General features: G+C 64.0%; 13 protein-coding genes and 1 tRNA gene. 10 read left to right on the top strand and 4 right to left on the bottom strand.

Annotation, left to right across the window (positions count from 1 at the left end; all coding sequences use genetic code 11):
- Nucleotides 1-86 precede the first annotated feature (86 nt).
- Nucleotides 87-887 (bottom strand): SDR family NAD(P)-dependent oxidoreductase, encoded by an 801-nt coding sequence (locus WDB66_RS07475; RefSeq protein WP_339397913.1) that lies wholly within the window; start codon nucleotides 885-887, stop codon nucleotides 87-89.
- Nucleotides 887-1,207: a Grx4 family monothiol glutaredoxin gene (gene grxD / locus WDB66_RS07470; protein WP_339397912.1), complete on the bottom strand. Its 321-nt coding sequence runs from the start codon at nucleotides 1,205-1,207 to the stop codon at nucleotides 887-889. The genes WDB66_RS07475 and grxD overlap by 1 nt, the downstream gene beginning before the upstream one ends.
- Nucleotides 1,208-1,332: 125 nt before the next feature.
- On the opposite strand from grxD, the gene WDB66_RS07465 reads away from it, so the two are divergent.
- From WDB66_RS07465 to WDB66_RS07440, 6 genes are all read left to right on the top strand, one after another.
- Nucleotides 1,333-1,911, top strand: a complete 579-nt coding sequence (locus WDB66_RS07465; RefSeq protein WP_339397911.1) for a superoxide dismutase — start codon at nucleotides 1,333-1,335, stop codon at nucleotides 1,909-1,911.
- 303 nt (nucleotides 1,912-2,214) lie between these two features.
- Nucleotides 2,215-2,802, top strand: a complete 588-nt coding sequence (locus WDB66_RS07460; protein WP_339397910.1) for a YhgN family NAAT transporter — start codon at nucleotides 2,215-2,217, stop codon at nucleotides 2,800-2,802.
- A 294-nt stretch (nucleotides 2,803-3,096) separates the two neighbouring features.
- Entirely contained in the window at nucleotides 3,097-6,297 is a 3,201-nt protein-coding gene (locus WDB66_RS07455; RefSeq protein ID WP_339397909.1) for a TonB-dependent receptor, read from the top strand.
- 237 nt (nucleotides 6,298-6,534) lie between these two features.
- A complete protein-coding gene (locus WDB66_RS07450) occupies nucleotides 6,535-6,852 on the top strand; it encodes a type II toxin-antitoxin system RelE/ParE family toxin (RefSeq protein ID WP_339397908.1) in 318 nt (105 codons plus the stop codon).
- Nucleotides 6,853-6,856: 4 nt separating this feature from the next.
- Nucleotides 6,857-7,156 carry a helix-turn-helix domain-containing protein gene (locus tag WDB66_RS07445; protein WP_345786370.1) on the top strand — a complete coding sequence of 100 codons (300 nt, stop codon included), beginning with the start codon at nucleotides 6,857-6,859 and terminating at the stop codon, nucleotides 7,154-7,156.
- 58 nt (nucleotides 7,157-7,214) lie between these two features.
- A complete protein-coding gene (locus WDB66_RS07440) occupies nucleotides 7,215-7,343 on the top strand; it encodes a hypothetical protein (protein ID WP_339397907.1) in 129 nt (42 codons plus the stop codon).
- A gap of 197 nt (nucleotides 7,344-7,540) precedes the next feature.
- Here WDB66_RS07440 and WDB66_RS07435 read toward each other — a convergent pair.
- Nucleotides 7,541-7,617: transfer RNA gene (locus WDB66_RS07435), tRNA-Pro, on the bottom strand.
- A gap of 191 nt (nucleotides 7,618-7,808) precedes the next feature.
- Here WDB66_RS07435 and hisS point away from each other — a divergent pair.
- From hisS to WDB66_RS07415, 4 genes are all read left to right on the top strand, one after another.
- Nucleotides 7,809-9,209, top strand: a complete 1,401-nt coding sequence (gene hisS / locus WDB66_RS07430; protein WP_339397906.1) for a histidine--tRNA ligase — start codon at nucleotides 7,809-7,811, stop codon at nucleotides 9,207-9,209.
- Nucleotides 9,206-11,086: an HAL/PAL/TAL family ammonia-lyase gene (locus WDB66_RS07425; protein ID WP_339397905.1), complete on the top strand. Its 1,881-nt coding sequence runs from the start codon at nucleotides 9,206-9,208 to the stop codon at nucleotides 11,084-11,086. Before hisS ends, WDB66_RS07425 begins: the two co-directional genes overlap by 4 nt.
- Nucleotides 11,087-11,453: 367 nt before the next feature.
- The gene (locus WDB66_RS07420) at nucleotides 11,454-12,398 is read left to right on the top strand and encodes an ABC transporter ATP-binding protein (protein WP_339397904.1); all 945 of its coding nucleotides are present in this window, start codon (nucleotides 11,454-11,456) and stop codon (nucleotides 12,396-12,398) included.
- Nucleotides 12,395-13,768 carry an ABC transporter permease gene (locus WDB66_RS07415; protein WP_339397903.1) on the top strand — a complete coding sequence of 458 codons (1,374 nt, stop codon included), beginning with the start codon at nucleotides 12,395-12,397 and terminating at the stop codon, nucleotides 13,766-13,768. The genes WDB66_RS07420 and WDB66_RS07415 overlap by 4 nt, the downstream gene beginning before the upstream one ends.
- 152 nt (nucleotides 13,769-13,920) lie before the next feature.
- On the opposite strand, the gene mnmA is transcribed toward WDB66_RS07415, so the two are convergent.
- A complete protein-coding gene (gene mnmA / locus WDB66_RS07410; RefSeq protein WP_339397902.1) occupies nucleotides 13,921-15,033 on the bottom strand; it encodes a tRNA 2-thiouridine(34) synthase MnmA in 1,113 nt (370 codons plus the stop codon).
- Between the last annotated feature and the right edge of the window lie 33 nt (nucleotides 15,034-15,066).

The raw sequence follows: 15,066 nt of genomic DNA, 5'->3' as shown, positions 1-15,066 counted from the left end.
CGACAGGGACAAAGACCGCTGATTCTACCCGTTGCGGCGGCGGGCAAGTGCGCGACAGGGCGCAGCCCGGTGATCTTCGGATGGAATCAGATGGAAAAGGTCGCCAGGCCGAGCGCACGAGGACCGCTGGGCGTGCTGTTGGCGCGCAACTGCACGATGTCCTGATCGATGCCGGAGCCGGCCGCGCCGAGCAGGCAGGCGATCGCCGGAGCGTAGGCCTGCGGCGGTGGAATGGCGGACGCATCCTCGCCGAACCAGGCGCGTGCGCGCAGCGCGGTACGCATCGGCCCGGGCTGCACCCCGTGCACCCGCACCGTGGAGTTGGCCAGTTCATCGCGCAATGTCGCGATCAGGCTGCGTTGCGCCTGTTTGGCAATGCCGTAGCTGCCCCAGAACGCGCGCCGGCCGTAGTCGTCGTCATCCAGCGGGAACAGCACGCGCGCATCCGGACTTTTGCGCAGCAGCGGCAGGCAGGCGCGGGTCAGCAGGAAGGGGGCGGTCAGGTTCACATGCAGGCCGGTGAACCAGTCTTCCAGCGGCAGGTTTTCCAGCGACACCAGGCCCTTCAACTCGGCAGCGCCATGCATGATGCCGTCCAGGCGTCCGAATTCGCGCTCCAGTGCCTGCGCCATGTCCTGATGATCGTCCGGCGTGGCGCCGGCCAGATCCATCGGATACAGCGCCGGCGTCGGCGCGCCGCCAGTCACCAGTGAATCGTAGAGGCGGGTCAGTTTCGGCAGGCGCCGGCCGATCAGAACGACCTGTGCACCGGCACCGGCGCAGGCGCGGACCACGGCTTCGCCCAGGCCGCCGTTGGCGCCGGTGACCAGCACCACGCGCCCGGCCAGCGTATCGGCGGCGGGAACCAGTTCGGAGGTGTTCAACATCACGCCGCCTTCAGTGCGTCGGCGACCATGCCCTGCAGTTCGCCCTGCTGGTGCAGTTCGACCACGATGTCGCAGCCGCCAATCAGCTCGCCGGCAAGGAACAACTGCGGGAAGGTCGGCCAGTTGCTGTAGCGTGGCAGGTAGGCGCGGATTTCCGGATCGGCCAGCACATTGATCGTGTGATAGGGCAACCCGCAGGCCTCTAGCGCCTGCGCGGCACGGTCGGAAAAACCGCACATCGGGTGCTGCGGCGTGCCCTTCATGAACAGCACCACCGGGTGCGACTCGAGTTCGGCCCGGATGCGGTCCGTCATGCCCATGTTGTACTTGCTCCCGGAGAATGGCGTGCGTCGCCTGCCTGATCCGGCGGGCGTCGGGTAGAATTGTACCGGTACCGCCGAGCGCACTGTGCGCTTTTTTGCCAACCTGACGAAGGAGAGCCCCCATGGCGATTGAACTTCCCCCGCTGCCGTATTCCCGTGATGCGCTGGAACCGCATATTTCCGCCGAGACCATCGACTACCACTACGGCAAGCACCACCAGACCTACGTCACCAACCTGAACAATCAGATCAAGGGCACCGAGCTGGAAGACGCTCCGCTCGAAACCATCGTGCGCAAGGCGCAAGGCGGCATGTTCAACAACGCCGCGCAGGTGTGGAACCACAATTTCTACTGGCTGTGCCTGGCGCCCAACGGCGGCGGCGCGCCCAGCGGCAAGCTGGCCGAGGCCATCGACAAGGCCTTTGGTTCGTTCGATACCTTCAAGGAAGAGTTCACCAAGCTGTCGATCGGCACCTTCGGTTCCGGCTGGGGCTGGCTGGTGCAGCGTCCGGACGGCTCGCTCGGCCTGGTCAGCACTTCCAACGCCGGCACCCCGATCACCGGCGAGGACACCCCGCTGCTGACTTGCGATGTGTGGGAACACGCCTATTACATCGACTACCGCAACGCGCGCCCGAAGTACCTGGAGCATTTCTGGAATCTGGTGAACTGGGAATTCGTCGCCAGCCGCCTGCGCTGATTCCGTTCGTATCTGCTGCGGGTCGAAGCCGGCCCGCAGCCTGATGTTCGGCAGACCAGCGGTCATGACCGCTGGTCTGCGCTTGTTTCCGGCCTGCGCAGCCATCGCATCTGAGCGGAGGCAGTGCACGGCCGGATGCCAGCCAACCCTGGCCGGTGCTTTGACATCTTCCGGTCACAATGGCCGGTCTTCTTCGATGATGTGCCCTTCCGCTCCGGCGCCTGTGCCGCAGCAGCGGAAGTCTTCCCCTCTCAGGGTGCCTGCCACCCGAACATGCCCGCCGCGTGCGGGCCGGTATCATCCATGACCACGATTTCCGCCGCGATCCTGCTGTTCCTGATCCTGGATCCGCTTGGCAATGTGCCGGTATTCCTTTCGCTGTTGCGAGGCTTGCCGCCCAAGCGCCAGCGCTATGTGCTTGCGCGCGAACTGCTGATCGCGCTGGCGGTGCTGTTCCTGTTCCTGTTCGCCGGCAAGTCGATCCTCGGCGCGATGCACCTGCGCGAGGAATCGGTATCGATCGCTGGCGGCATCGTGCTGTTCCTGATCGGCATCCGGATGATCTTTCCCAGCCGCGACGGGCTGGTCGGCCATCTGCCCGAAGGTGAACCGTTCATCGTGCCGATGGCGATTCCGCTGATCGCTGGGCCGTCCGGCATGGCGGCGGTGATCCTGATGGCCAGCAGTGAGCCCAACCGCCTGGGCGACTGGTCGTTGGCGCTGTTCATCGCCTGGGCCGCGACCGCCGCGATCCTGTTTTCCGCCACCTTCCTCTACAAGGTGCTGGGCAGCCAGGTGCTGACCGCGGTGGAGCGCTTGATGGGGATGCTGCTGGTGGCGCTATCGGTGCAGATGTTCCTAGACGGCGTGGGCACGTATCTGGGGCATTGATCCGACCCGCCCGGTTCCCGGCTGTGGGCTGAACCCGTCGGATACCGCGCGGCAGGCATATGTCGGATGAGTAGCAAATCCGTCATCTGGATCGGTTAAACTATGGTTAAAGGGTGCCCGGAAGCCGAACAAGGCGGTCTGTTTTCCGGGCGCCCTTCAAGCTGGACTTTGCAATTTCGCAGGGCAGGAAATGGCTCTCGCAGGCACGCAGGTGTCGGTGAGGCCATGGTTTTTCGCGCCGGTTGCATCGCGCACCCAACGTAAGAAACGTCAGGCAACTTCTAGGGATTACCCATGAAAAAACAGCTCCGTGTAAAGCGTCTTGCTGGCGCTCTCGCCATTCTGCTGATGACCTCGCCGGTCTACGCCCAGCAGACTTCCTCGAACCTCGCTGGCCGCGTGACCGACAACGAGGGTGCGCCGCTGGCCGGTGCTGAAGTCATCATCGTGCACACCCCGTCGGGTACGACCAGCCGCGCCGTCACCGACGCGCAGGGTCGCTACACCGCACGTGGTCTGCGCGTGGGTGGTCCCTACCAGGTCACCGTCACGCGTGACGGTTTCCGGGGCGAGTCCAATGAAAACGTGTTCCTGTCGCTGGGTGAGACCTCCGCGCTGAACATGGATCTGGACGCCGATGCAACCTCGCTGGAAGCCATCCAGGTGGTGGCTTCCACCGGGTCGATGATCTTCTCGCAGGAAAATACCGGTGTGGGCACCTCGGTCGATGGTCGCCAGCTGGATCTGATCCCGCTTTCCAGCCGCTCGATCGACGACGTTGCCCGTCTTGATCCGCGCGTCTCTGTGATCGACCAGGCTTCCGGCTCGATCTCGGTGGCCGGCGTCAACAACCGCTACAACACCATCTCGGTGGACGGCCTGTCGCAGGGCGACCCGTTCGGCCTGAACTCCAACGGCATGCCGTACACCGGCAGCCCGATCTCGGTGGACACCATCGAGGCCTATGACATCAAGGTTTCCGACTACGACGTTGCCGCCGACACCGTGGGCGCCACGATCAACGCGGTGACCAAGTCCGGTACCAACGAATTCCACGGCTCGCTGTACTACGTGTACAAGGACGCCGAGAACATGGTCGGCAGCCGCGATGGCCAGGACTACAACCTGTTCGATACCGACATCACCAAGGGCCTGACCTTCGGTGGTCCGCTGCTGAAGGACCGCCTGTTCTTCTTCGGTTCGTACGAAGAGCAGACCATCAAGGACTTCGGTGGCGCCTCCTCCACCGACGCCTTCTCGCGTGGTGCGATTACCCAGGCCGAAATCGACCAGGTGATCGACATTGCACGCAACGTCTGGGGCATTGACCCGGGTGTCTACGGCAACCTCGGCGTGAACCTGGAGAACAAGCGCTATCTGGGCAAGCTGGACTGGAACATCAGCGACAACCACCGCGCCAGCCTGACCTACCAGCAGACCGAGGAGAACCGTCCTTCTCCGTACAACATCACCAACAACTCGGTCGCACTGAGCAGCCGCTGGTACAACATCGACAACGTCACCAAGAACACCTCGTTCCAGCTGTTCAGTGACTGGACCACGAACTTCAGCACCGAATTCAAGGTCAGCCACCAGAAGTTCGATCAGGAAAACGGCAACACCTTCAATGATGGCCCGGCGATCAACGTCGGCACCGCCAACATCGTGGCCACCAGCGACAGCACCGGTATCGCCATCGGTGAGGACCGCAACCGCCACGAGAACAAGATCAACACCGAAAGGCTGTCGGTCTCGCTGTTCGGTACCTATTACGCCGCCAACCACACCATCAAGGGTGGTTTCGATTACCAGGAACACGACGTGCTGAACCTGTACGGCCGTGACCTGCATGGCGTGTACACCTTCGCCAGCATCGAGGATTTCGCTGCCGGCAACTACAGCAACTACTCGGTGCGTCGCCCGGTCGGCGGCTTCAGCGAAGCCGACACCGCCGCCGCGCTGGTGTACGAGCAGTTCAGCCCGTACATCCAGGACACCTGGCAGGCCACCGACAACCTGTCGATGACCTTCGGTGTGCGCATCAACATCCCGAAGGCCGACAAGGCACCGCCGCGTCACCCGACCTTCGAGCAGACCTTCGGCTTCCCGAACGACTACAAGCTGGGCTCCGACAACAAGATCGTCATGCCGCGCTTCTCGTTCAACTACCAGTTCGATACCGAGCGCTACTCGCAGCTGCGTGGTGGTGCGGGCGTGTTCCAGAGCATCCCGCCGTTCGTGTGGATGGCCAACCCGTACCAGAACAACGGCGTGACCGCAGCGGCGTTCAACTCGTCCAACCCGGACCTGTACCCGTTCAGCCCGGATCCGTACAACCAGCCGATCCCGGACGATCTGAGCGTGTCCGGCCTGGCGCAGATGGACGTCATCGATCCTGACTTCAAGCTGCCGTCGGTCTACAAGATCAGCCTGGGCTACGACGCCGAACTGCCGTGGTACGGCCTGATCGGTACCGTCGAGTACCAGCAGATCCAGGCCAAGAACGCCGTGTTCTATCAGGCGCTGAACATCGGTGAAGCGCAGGGTACGCTGGCCGATGGCCGCGCCAGCTACTGGTGCACCATGGGTGCCGGCAACAGCAACTCGAACAAGAACTGCGGTGCCGTTCCGGGCTTCAACTACAACTCGACCCTGCTGGGCAACACCAACAAGGGCAAGTCCTCGGCCCTGACCCTGGCGCTGACCAAGCCGATGTCGGACAACTGGTTCGGCAGCATCAGCTACACCTTCACCGATGCCAAGGAAGTGGCTTCGGACGGCAGTTCGCAGGCGTGGTCGAGCTACCAGTACGTCTCGCGCATCAATCCGAATCAGGAGTTCACGACCACTGCCGGTCGCCAGGTCCGCGATTCGTTCAAGGCAACGCTGGGCTGGGAGCGCGCGTTCTTCGGTGACTACCGCACCAGCGCTTCGCTGTTCTACACCGGCCACTCCGGCCTGCCGTACACCTGGACCTTCAACGGCGATGCCAACGGTGACCGTATCTTCCAGGATCCGGCCTACATCCCGCTGCTGAACGATCCGATCGTCAGCTACGGCAATGCCACGGCCGAGCAGATCGCCGCGTTCCAGTCCTTCATCGAAAGCAACGAGTACCTGCGTTCGCATCGTGGCCAGATCGCCGGCCGCCACGCCGACCGTTATCCGTGGGTGAACCAGTTCGACGTCAGCTTCCAGCAGGAACTGCCGGGCTTCATGGAAGGCCACAAGTCGATCCTGCGTCTGGACATCTACAACATCGGCAACATGATCAAGAAGTCCTGGGGCCAGACCTACGGCGGCACGTTCTCCGACAACACCCGTCAGCTGGCGGGCCTGGTGGGCGTGAATGCCGACGGCACCTACACCTACAATCTGGGAAGCCCGAACTCCCCGACTTGGCAGGAAGTGCGGGAATACGATGCCAGCAGCGCCTTCCCGTCGCGCCTGGTGTCGCGCTGGTCGGCCATGCTGACTCTGCGTTACGAGTTCTGATCGCAATCCACCGCGATACGCTGCAAGACAAACGGCCGGGCTTTTGCCCGGCCGTTTTCTTTATTTGTGTGTGTGGAATTTTGTGCCGATGCCGGGATGGGAGACAGGCCATAAAATCGCAGATCGACATCAAGATGACCCTGCGGTGCGCGCATCTTGCGCCCGGCAGACTGGTCGATGCCATGGCGGAATTGGAAGTGCGCCATTGACGCATGTGCGCCAAGGGCGCATCATCCAATGATGATCTTCATTGAAACCCCAGCGTTCACCAAGAGAGTCAAGGAGCTGCTGGACGACGATGCCTATGCCAAGTTTCAGGCGTTCTTGCGTGATAAACCCAATGCTGGCGCTGTAATCGAGGGCACCGGCGGCCTGCGGAAAGTGCGGGTTTCGACTGGCGGACAAGGCAAGAGCGGTGGCGCACGAGTCATCTACTATCACTTCGTTTCCGCGTCGCATATCGCGCTGCTGCTGATCTACCCAAAGAACGCCCAAAGCGACCTTACCGACGCCCAGCGCAAGGCGTTGAAGGCTGTAATAGAAAACTGGAGATAACCGAGTGTCCGACTTTTTCAACGAGCTTATGGAAAGTGTCACGCAGATGGATGAGATTTTGCGCGGCGAGCGCGCACCATCGCGCGAGTTTCACACCATGACCACAGTGAAGGAGGTACGCGCTGCATCCGGGCTGTCGCAAGCCAAGTTTGCAGCGGTAATTGACGTGCCATTGGGCACCTTGCGGAACTGGGAGCAAGGCCGCCGGGAACCGACCGGCCCAGCCAAGGTCTTGTTGCGCGCGATCCGTAACGATCCGAAGAACGTATTGCGTGCGGCCATGCGCGAGGTTGCGGAGGGGTGAGCGGCACGCCTGCCGATCCGTTCGACCTGTGTGGAATGGAAGTTGCGCAGGCATGGCCATGAAGTTCAGCCGCGAGCCAACTGAACTCATGAGCGATCACGTTGCCGTCGAACTGGATGATGCCGAGCTGCTGAACGTCGGGACGCAGACGGTTGCCGCTGTTAACTGGATCACCGCTACTGCGTAATGGCAGGCAGTGCCATAGCGGGTCAGTGGCACCAGGCTGACAGGGTCTGGTAGTGCTTGGCGAGAGCCGGAGCGAGTCTGCGGCTGGCGTACCGTTACACAGTCACGTTTCAGGGATGCTGGATTGCCTGTATTGCAGTTACGGTGCAGTTACGAAAAACCCGGCACATGGCCGGGTTTTCGATGAAAACGTGAGATTGGTCGGGGAGACAGGATTCGAACCTGCGACCTCTACGTCCCGAACGTAGCGCTCTACCAGACTGAGCTACACCCCGACATCTGCGAGCTGCACATTGTACGGCCCGGTGACATTCCGGATCAAGCCCGACGCGTGCCTGATCTGTGCTGGCCGTTGGCAGCACGGGATGGCGGGCTGCCCATCACGCGGATGCCGCCCGGGGGCGATGCAGCGGTGGCGTGGCAGGTAGAATGATGTCCTTTCCTGCGCATTTTTCTGGAGCCTGCCTTGATCAAGCCCCGTACCCCGCCCGGCATCATGGAGCTGCTGCCGCGTGACCAGATCGCGTTCCAGCAGATGCTCGACACGATCCGGCGCAACTTCGAGCGCTTCGGCTTCCTGCCGGTGGAAACGCCGGTGTTCGAGCTGTCCGAAGTGCTGTTGACCAAGAGCGGTGGCGAGACCGAGCGACAGGTGTATTTCGTGCAGTCCACCGGCGCGCTGGCCAATGCCGCAGCAGGTGAGAATGCGACGCCGGAACTGGCGCTGCGCTTTGATCTCACCGTGCCGCTGGCGCGCTATGTCGCCGAACACGAGCACGATCTGAGCTTCCCGTTCCGGCGCTACCAGATGCAGCGCGTGTACCGCGGCGAGCGTGCCCAGCGCGGGCGCTTCCGCGAGTTCTACCAGTGCGATATCGATGTGATCGGCAAGGACGCGCTGAGTGTGCGTTACGACGCCGAGCTGCCGGCGGTGATCTTCGCGGTGTTCAACGAACTGGCGATCGGCAAGTTCACCATCCAGCTCAACAACCGCAAGCTGATGCGCGGTTTCTTCGAAAACCTCGGGGTTGCCGATGAGCAGCAGCAGATGCTGGTGCTGCGCGAGGTCGACAAGCTCGACAAGCGCGGTGCCGACTATGTGCGCGAAACCCTGACCGGCGAAGGTTTCGGCCTGTCCGTCGAGGCGGCGCAGAAGATCCTGGATTTCGTGCAGATCCGCTCGCAGGGTCATGCCGATGCGCTGGCGAAACTGGATGCGCTCGGGCAGGGCAGCGAGGTCTTCAACGAAGGCATCGCCGAGCTGCGCCAGACGCTGGAACTGGTGCGCGCACTGGGCGTGCCGGAAAGCCATTACGCGCTGAACCTGTCGATCGCGCGCGGCCTGGACTACTACACCGGCACCGTCTACGAGACTCTGCTCGATGACTACCCGCAGATCGGCTCGATCTGTTCGGGCGGGCGCTACGAGAACCTCGCCAGCCATTACACCAAGTCGAAACTACCCGGCGTCGGCATCTCGATTGGCCTGACCCGGCTGTTCTGGCAGCTGCGCGAAGCCGGTCTGGTGGATACCGCCGACAGTTCGGTCGAGGTGCTGGTCAGCCAGATGGACGAGGCGCGCCTGCCGACCTATCTGGCCATCGCCAGCGAGCTGCGCGCCGCCGGGCTGAACACCGAAGTGCAGCTGGAGCCGCGCAAACTCGCGCGCCAGATGCAGTATGCCGACCGCGCCGGAATCCGTTTCGTGGTGATCGTGGGTGAAGACGAGGAAGCGCGTGGCGTGGTCTCGGTCAAGGATCTGCGCCGTGGCGAACAGTTCGAGATCGCACGCGAGGATCTGGGCCGCAGCCTCCGGGTGGAGCTGGAACAGAGCCGCGCCATGGGCAATGTCGGAGCCGACCAATGACGCTGGTGCGGTTGGATGGCGGTTCGCTCAGCCGGGCCCAGGTGCTGGCCGTGGCGCAGCAGGGCGTAGCGGTGGAACTGGATGCCGCGCAGCTGGAAAAAGTGGATGCCGCCGCGCAGTTCCTCGCCACGCAGGTCGAACGGCAGGAGCCGATCTACGGCGTCAGCACCGGCTTTGGCAGCAACGCCGACAAGCTGCTGGGCGCACGCCGCGCGCGCGAAGGCTTGCCGGGAAGCGAGCAGGCCGAAGGCGGCCTGCTGGAAGAACTGCAACGCAATCTGATCATCACCCACGCGGTCTGCGTCGGCGAACCGTTCGCGCCGGACGTGGTGCGCGCGATGCTGGTGATCCGCATCAACACGCTGATGCGCGGCCATTCCGGTATCCGGGTTTCCACGTTGCAGGCACTGGCGGCGATGCTCAATGCCGGCATCGTGCCGGTGGTGCCGAAGAAGGGTTCGGTCGGGGCCAGTGGCGATCTGGCGCCGCTGTCGCATCTGGCGATCGTGCTGCTCGGCGGCGGCGAAGCGTTTTACCAGGGCGAGCGGATGCCCGGCGCGCAGGCGCTGGAACGTGCCGGTCTGGCGCCGGTGCGGCTGTCGTTCAAGGAAGGCCTGGCGCTCAACAACGGCACCGCGCAGATGCTGGCAACGGCCACGCTCGCCATCGGACGCATGGAGCAGCTGCTGCAAACTGCCGACCTGGCTGCGGCGATGACGCTGGAAGCCTTCGCCGGCCGCACCCGTGCCTTCGATGAGCGCGTGCACGAACTGCGCCCGCATCCGGGCCAGGTCGAATCGGCCGCGAACCTGCGTGAACTGCTGGACGGTTCCACGCTGGTCGATATTCCCTATCATCTCGTGCCGCGTTTCCGCAGCTGGCTGCCGGAAAGCTGGGCCGATCCGGCCGACCAGCAGCACCATTTCGATATCGCCTGGGAATGGCTGCCGCCGTCGCAGCGGCATGGGCGCGAGGCCTTCTACACGCGCTTTCTGCCGTTCCGTGGCGGCAAGAAGCACCAGCCGCAGGACAGCTATTCGCTGCGCTGCATCCCGCAGGTGCACGGTGCGGTGCGTGATGCCTTGGCGCAGGCCACGCGCGTGATCGAGATCGAACTCAACGCCGTCACCGACAACCCGCTGGTGTTCCCGGATACGCCGGATGCGCGCCAGATCGAGGACCAGGTGATTTCCGCCGGACACTTCCACGGCATGCCGTTGGCGCTGGCGATGAGCTATCTGAAGGCCGCGATTCCGGTGCTGGCATCGATTTCCGAGCGCCGCCTCAACAAGCTGGTGGATCCGGCCACCAATGATGGCCTGCCGGCTTTCCTGATCGGCAACGAGGACGCCACCGATTCGGGTTTCATGATCGTGCAGTACACCTCTGCTGCGCTGGTCAATGATCTGGCCAGCCGTGCGCACCCGGCCAGCGTCTATTCGATTCCGACCAGCGCCAACGCCGAAGATCACGTTTCGATGGGCGCCAACGAGGCCCGCCACGTGCTGGACATGACGCAAGACCTCTCGCATGTGCTGGCGCTGGAGCTTTATACCGCCGCGCAGGCGCTGGACTACCGCCGCGACATGATCGAAGCGGCGCGCACGCTGGCACGGCGTGGCGATGTCGCCGCACTGGCCGCCAAGGTCTCCAACGCGCCGCCGCCAGGCCATCCCGAGCACGCGGTCTTCATCGAGGAATGCACGCAGCTGATGGCGCAACTTGCGCAGGACGTGGATTTCCACGCATCGCCGCGCGTGCAGCGCGTGCACGCACGCCTGCGCGAACACATCGCCTTCATGCAGCGCGACCGCGCGATGGATGGCGAAGTGGCCCGCATCTGCGAACTGGTGGAGCAGGGCGCGCTGCTGGATTGAGTGCGCGCGGTATCTGCATGCGGGCAGCGTGCTCCCGCGGGAGCGGGCTTGGCCGCGATGGGCTTTCCCGCTGATCGCTGACATCAGGATTGCGGGAAAATCTGAACCTGCTTCTGCGAAAAGCGGCCGCAGGCCATGCGGTTCCAGCGTGGAGTCGGCCCTCGCCACAGCCACGGCCGCTTGCGTCTGACGTGAAGCGCAATCACCCGTGGCAACGGCGAAATTCCCACAACACCAGTGTGCATTCGCGCAGAGGGCGTCGGGCGGATTTCGCATCGTAGCCACCAGGTGATGCGAGGTTCCCGGTCACGCTATCGCGGCAATGCCGTCCTGTTACTGTCCCCGCATCCGAGACCGATACCTTGTCATGACTGCTGCCATCGAACTTTCCCACGTCGAAAAATCCTTCGGCGACAAACGCGCCGTCCGCGATCTGTCGCTGTCGGTTCCGCGCGGCGCGCTGTACGGGATCATCGGCCCGAACGGGGCCGGCAAGAGCACCACCTTGCGGATGATGCTGTCGATCCTGTTCCCCGACAGCGGCAGCATCCGCGTGCTCGGCGGTTCGGCGCTGGCGGCCAAGGACCGCATCGGTTATCTGCCTGAGGAACGCGGTGTCTACCGCAAGATGAAAGTCGGTGACTTCCTGCTGCACATGGCCGTGCTCAAGGGCATGGCGCGGGCGCAGGCACGAAACGAGGTGACGCGCTGGCTGGAACGCATGGGGCTGGGCGACACCTTCGGCAAACGCTGCGAGGAATTGTCGAAGGGCATGCAGCAGAAGGTGCAGTACATCGCGGCGGTGATCCAGCAGCCGGAACTGCTGATCCTCGACGAGCCTTTCAGCGGGCTGGATCCGGTCAATATGCGCCTGCTCAGGGAACTGATCCTGGAGCAGCACGCCAGCGGCACCACGGTGCTGTTTTCCACCCATGTGATGTTCCAGGCCGAACAGTTGTGCGAGCACATCGTGATGATCCACAACGGCGAAAAGGTGCTGGACGATCCGCTTGCCGCGATCCGCGCCCGGCACACGCCGCGTGCGCTGGATTTCGAACCATTGAATGCCGCTGTGGACGTGCAGACCGCCTTTCGTGCGGTGCCGGGCATCGAACGGATGACGCGCGAGGAAGGACGATGGCGGCTGGATTTCAGCCCCGATGTGGACGTGCCGGCGATGGTGCAGGCCGTCGCCGCGCAGGTGGCGCCGGCGCGGCTGGAACTGGTAAGGCCCAGCCTTGAGGACGTGTTCGTCGGAATCGCCACGGCCCACGGCGGGAACAACGATGCCGCAACGCAGGGGGCCGCATGAACATCACCAAGACGCTGCAGATCGCCCGGCGCGAATTCCTCGCGACGGTGATGACCAAGGGATTCCTGATCGGCCTGCTGGTCATGCCGCTGATGATCGCCGCGCTGATTGTCGTGATGCCGTTCCTGCTCAAGGAACAGTCGCCCAGGATCGAGGGCAGCGTGGCGATCCACGACCCCACCGGCCAGGTGCTCGAACGCGCCCGCGAACACCTTTCGCCGCAGGCTTTCGCACAGCGCCGCGTGGAGATGCAGCGCAGGCTGGACTCGGTCTTGCCCGATGCGATGCGCGGGCTGGTGGCCAGCGGCGGTGAAGACGCGATGCAGGCTGCAATGGAGCAGGCACTCGGCGCGGTGCCGACGCTGACGCTGGATGCGCTGGACTCCGCCGCTGCGCTGGAAACGGCCAAGGAGGCATTGCGCGAAAGTGACACCGCGCTGGCGGTGGTGGCGATCGCGCCGGATGCGGTGACAGCCGGCGAAGACGGACTGGGCACGTACGACCTGTTCGTCCGCAAGAAGCTCGACGACCGCCTGATCGATGAACTGCGCGACGCGCTGGCGACTTCCATCGTCGATGCCCGGCTGGCCGCGCGTGACCTGGATGCACGCGAAGTGCGCCAGCTGGTGCGGGTGCCACGCGCGACCCCGCGCACCATCGGTGAGGAGGGCGAGAAAAGCGCCAACGAGATCGCTTCGCGCCTGCTGCCGATGGCTTTCATGGCGCTGATCCTGATCGCGGTGATGACCGGCGGGCAGCAGCTGATGACCTCCACCATCGAGGAAAAATCCAGCCGCGTGGTCGAAGTGCTGCTTTCGGCGGTATCACCGACGGAACTGATGGCCGGCAAGATCCTCGGGCAGATGGGCGTGGCCACGCTGATGCTGGCGCTGTACGGCGGTCTGGGCGTACTGGCGCTGGTCAGTTTTGCCGCCACCGGCCTGCTGGATCCGTGGCTGCTGTTCTATCTGGCGGTGTTCTTCCTGATCGCCTTCGTGGTGCTGGCCGCGATGATGGCCGCCATCGGCGCGGCGGTGAACGAACTGCGCGAGGCGCAGACGCTGCTGACCCCGGTGATGCTGGTGGTGATGTTGCCGATGATGTTGTGGATGCCGATCAGCCGCGATCCGAATTCCACCTTCGCCACGGTGCTGTCGCTGCTGCCGCCGGTCAATCCGTTCGTGATGATGCTGCGGCTGGGCTCCAGCACACCACCGCCGACCTGGCAGGTGTGGCTGTCGATCGGCATCGGTGTGGCGTCGATGGCGGCGGCGGTGTGGTTTGCCGGCAAGGTCTTCCGCATCGGCCTGCTGATGCACGGCAAGCCACCGAGCTTCGCGACGCTGCTGCGCTGGGTGAGGATGGGGTGAGTCGGCGTGCCGGCCGCTCATGCCCGGTGCGGGTGCAGGACATGGCGGGTGGAGCAGGAGGACGGAGTGCGCGATCCGACTCACCATGTTTTCCCATGCCCATGTTTTCCCATGCGTGGTCACGTCGCTGGGAAGGGGCGAAGCCGGGTGTTTCAGGCTGAAGCGCTGATGCCTTGCAGCGGTGTATCGGTGCTGTCGATGACGGCACCGCCCAGACATTCCTCGCCGTCGTAGAACACCACCGATTGGCCCGGTGTCACCGCGCGTTGCGGGCGGTCGAAGCGCACTTCAAGCACGCCATCGGCGAGCCGTTCCACGGTGCAGGCTTCATCGGCCTGGCGGTAGCGGGTCTTGGCGGTGCAGCGGAACTGCGTGGCCGGCGCGGCATCGGCGGTGAAGCTGGGCTGTGAGGCGCGCAGCGTGGTGGATTGCAGATACGGGCTGTCGTGGCCCTGGTCCACGTACAGCACGTTGCCGGCGACATCCTTGCCGACCACGAACCACGGCGCCTGCGGGCGGCCTTTGACGCCGCCCAGGTTCAGCCCTTCACGCTGGCCCAGTGTGTAGTAGAAGACGCCGGCGTGTTCGCCCAGGGTTTCACCATCCACGGCGCGGATCGGGCCGGGCCGGGCCGGGATGTACTGGCCGAGGAAGTCGCGGAAATCGCGTTCGCCGATGAAACAGATGCCGGTCGAATCCTTTTTCGCATGCACCGAAAAACCGGCCTCGCGCGCCAGCTCGCGCACCTGCGCCTTGGGCAGTTCACCGATGGGAAACAGCGTGGAGGCCAGCGCTTCCTGCCCGAGCGCGTGCAGGAAATAGGTCTGGTCCTTGCTCTGGTCGACCGCGCGCAACAACCGGTAGCGGCCATCGTGCTCGTCGACGCGGGCGTAGTGGCCGGTGGCGATGCGTTGCGCGCCGAGTGCGCGGGCTTCGTCGAGGAAGGTGCGGAACTTGATCTCGCGGTTGCACAGCACATCCGGGTTCGGCGTGCGGCCGGCGCGGTATTCGGCGAGGAAATGTTCGAACACGCCGGCCCAGTATTCCTGGGCGAAATTGCGCGCGAAAAACGGGATGCCGAGCTGGCCGCAGATCGCCACCGCATCGCGCCGGTCGTCCTCGGCGCGGCAGTCGCCGCTGCCGTCATCGTCCCAGTTCTGCATGAACAGGCCGGCGATGCGCAGGCCCTGGCGTTGCAGCAGCAAGGCGGCGACGGAGGAGTCCACGCCGCCGGAAATGCCGACCATGGCGTCGAAGGTTTTCATGTGCGAGGCCTTGCCGCTGTGTCGTTTCCACAA

Origin of the sequence: Denitratimonas organivorans (genome assembly GCF_037478135.1) — a bacterium.
In the GTDB taxonomy this organism is placed as follows: Bacteria; Pseudomonadota; Gammaproteobacteria; order Xanthomonadales; family Xanthomonadaceae; genus Denitratimonas.
The sequence above is the reverse complement of the archived record's forward strand: the minus strand, read 5'-3'. Positions and strand labels throughout refer to the sequence as shown.

Bases quoted from the DNA above. Each gene is read 5' to 3' on its own strand.
- WDB66_RS07475 (WP_339397913.1), bottom strand. From the start codon at position 887: ATGTTGAACACCTCCGAACTGGTTCCCGCCGCCGATACGCTGGCCGGG.
- grxD (WP_339397912.1), bottom strand. From the start codon at position 1,207: ATGGGCATGACGGACCGCATCCGGGCCGAACTCGAGTCGCACCCGGTG.
- WDB66_RS07465 (WP_339397911.1), top strand. From the start codon at position 1,333: ATGGCGATTGAACTTCCCCCGCTGCCGTATTCCCGTGATGCGCTGGAA.
- WDB66_RS07460 (WP_339397910.1), top strand. From the start codon at position 2,215: ATGACCACGATTTCCGCCGCGATCCTGCTGTTCCTGATCCTGGATCCG.
- WDB66_RS07455 (WP_339397909.1), top strand. From the start codon at position 3,097: ATGAAAAAACAGCTCCGTGTAAAGCGTCTTGCTGGCGCTCTCGCCATT.
- WDB66_RS07450 (WP_339397908.1), top strand. From the start codon at position 6,535: ATGATGATCTTCATTGAAACCCCAGCGTTCACCAAGAGAGTCAAGGAG.
- WDB66_RS07440 (WP_339397907.1), top strand. From the start codon at position 7,215: ATGAAGTTCAGCCGCGAGCCAACTGAACTCATGAGCGATCACGTTGCC.
- WDB66_RS07425 (WP_339397905.1), top strand. From the start codon at position 9,206: ATGACGCTGGTGCGGTTGGATGGCGGTTCGCTCAGCCGGGCCCAGGTG.
- WDB66_RS07420 (WP_339397904.1), top strand. From the start codon at position 11,454: ATGACTGCTGCCATCGAACTTTCCCACGTCGAAAAATCCTTCGGCGAC.
- WDB66_RS07415 (WP_339397903.1), top strand. From the start codon at position 12,395: ATGAACATCACCAAGACGCTGCAGATCGCCCGGCGCGAATTCCTCGCG.
- mnmA (WP_339397902.1), bottom strand. From the start codon at position 15,033: ATGAAAACCTTCGACGCCATGGTCGGCATTTCCGGCGGCGTGGACTCC.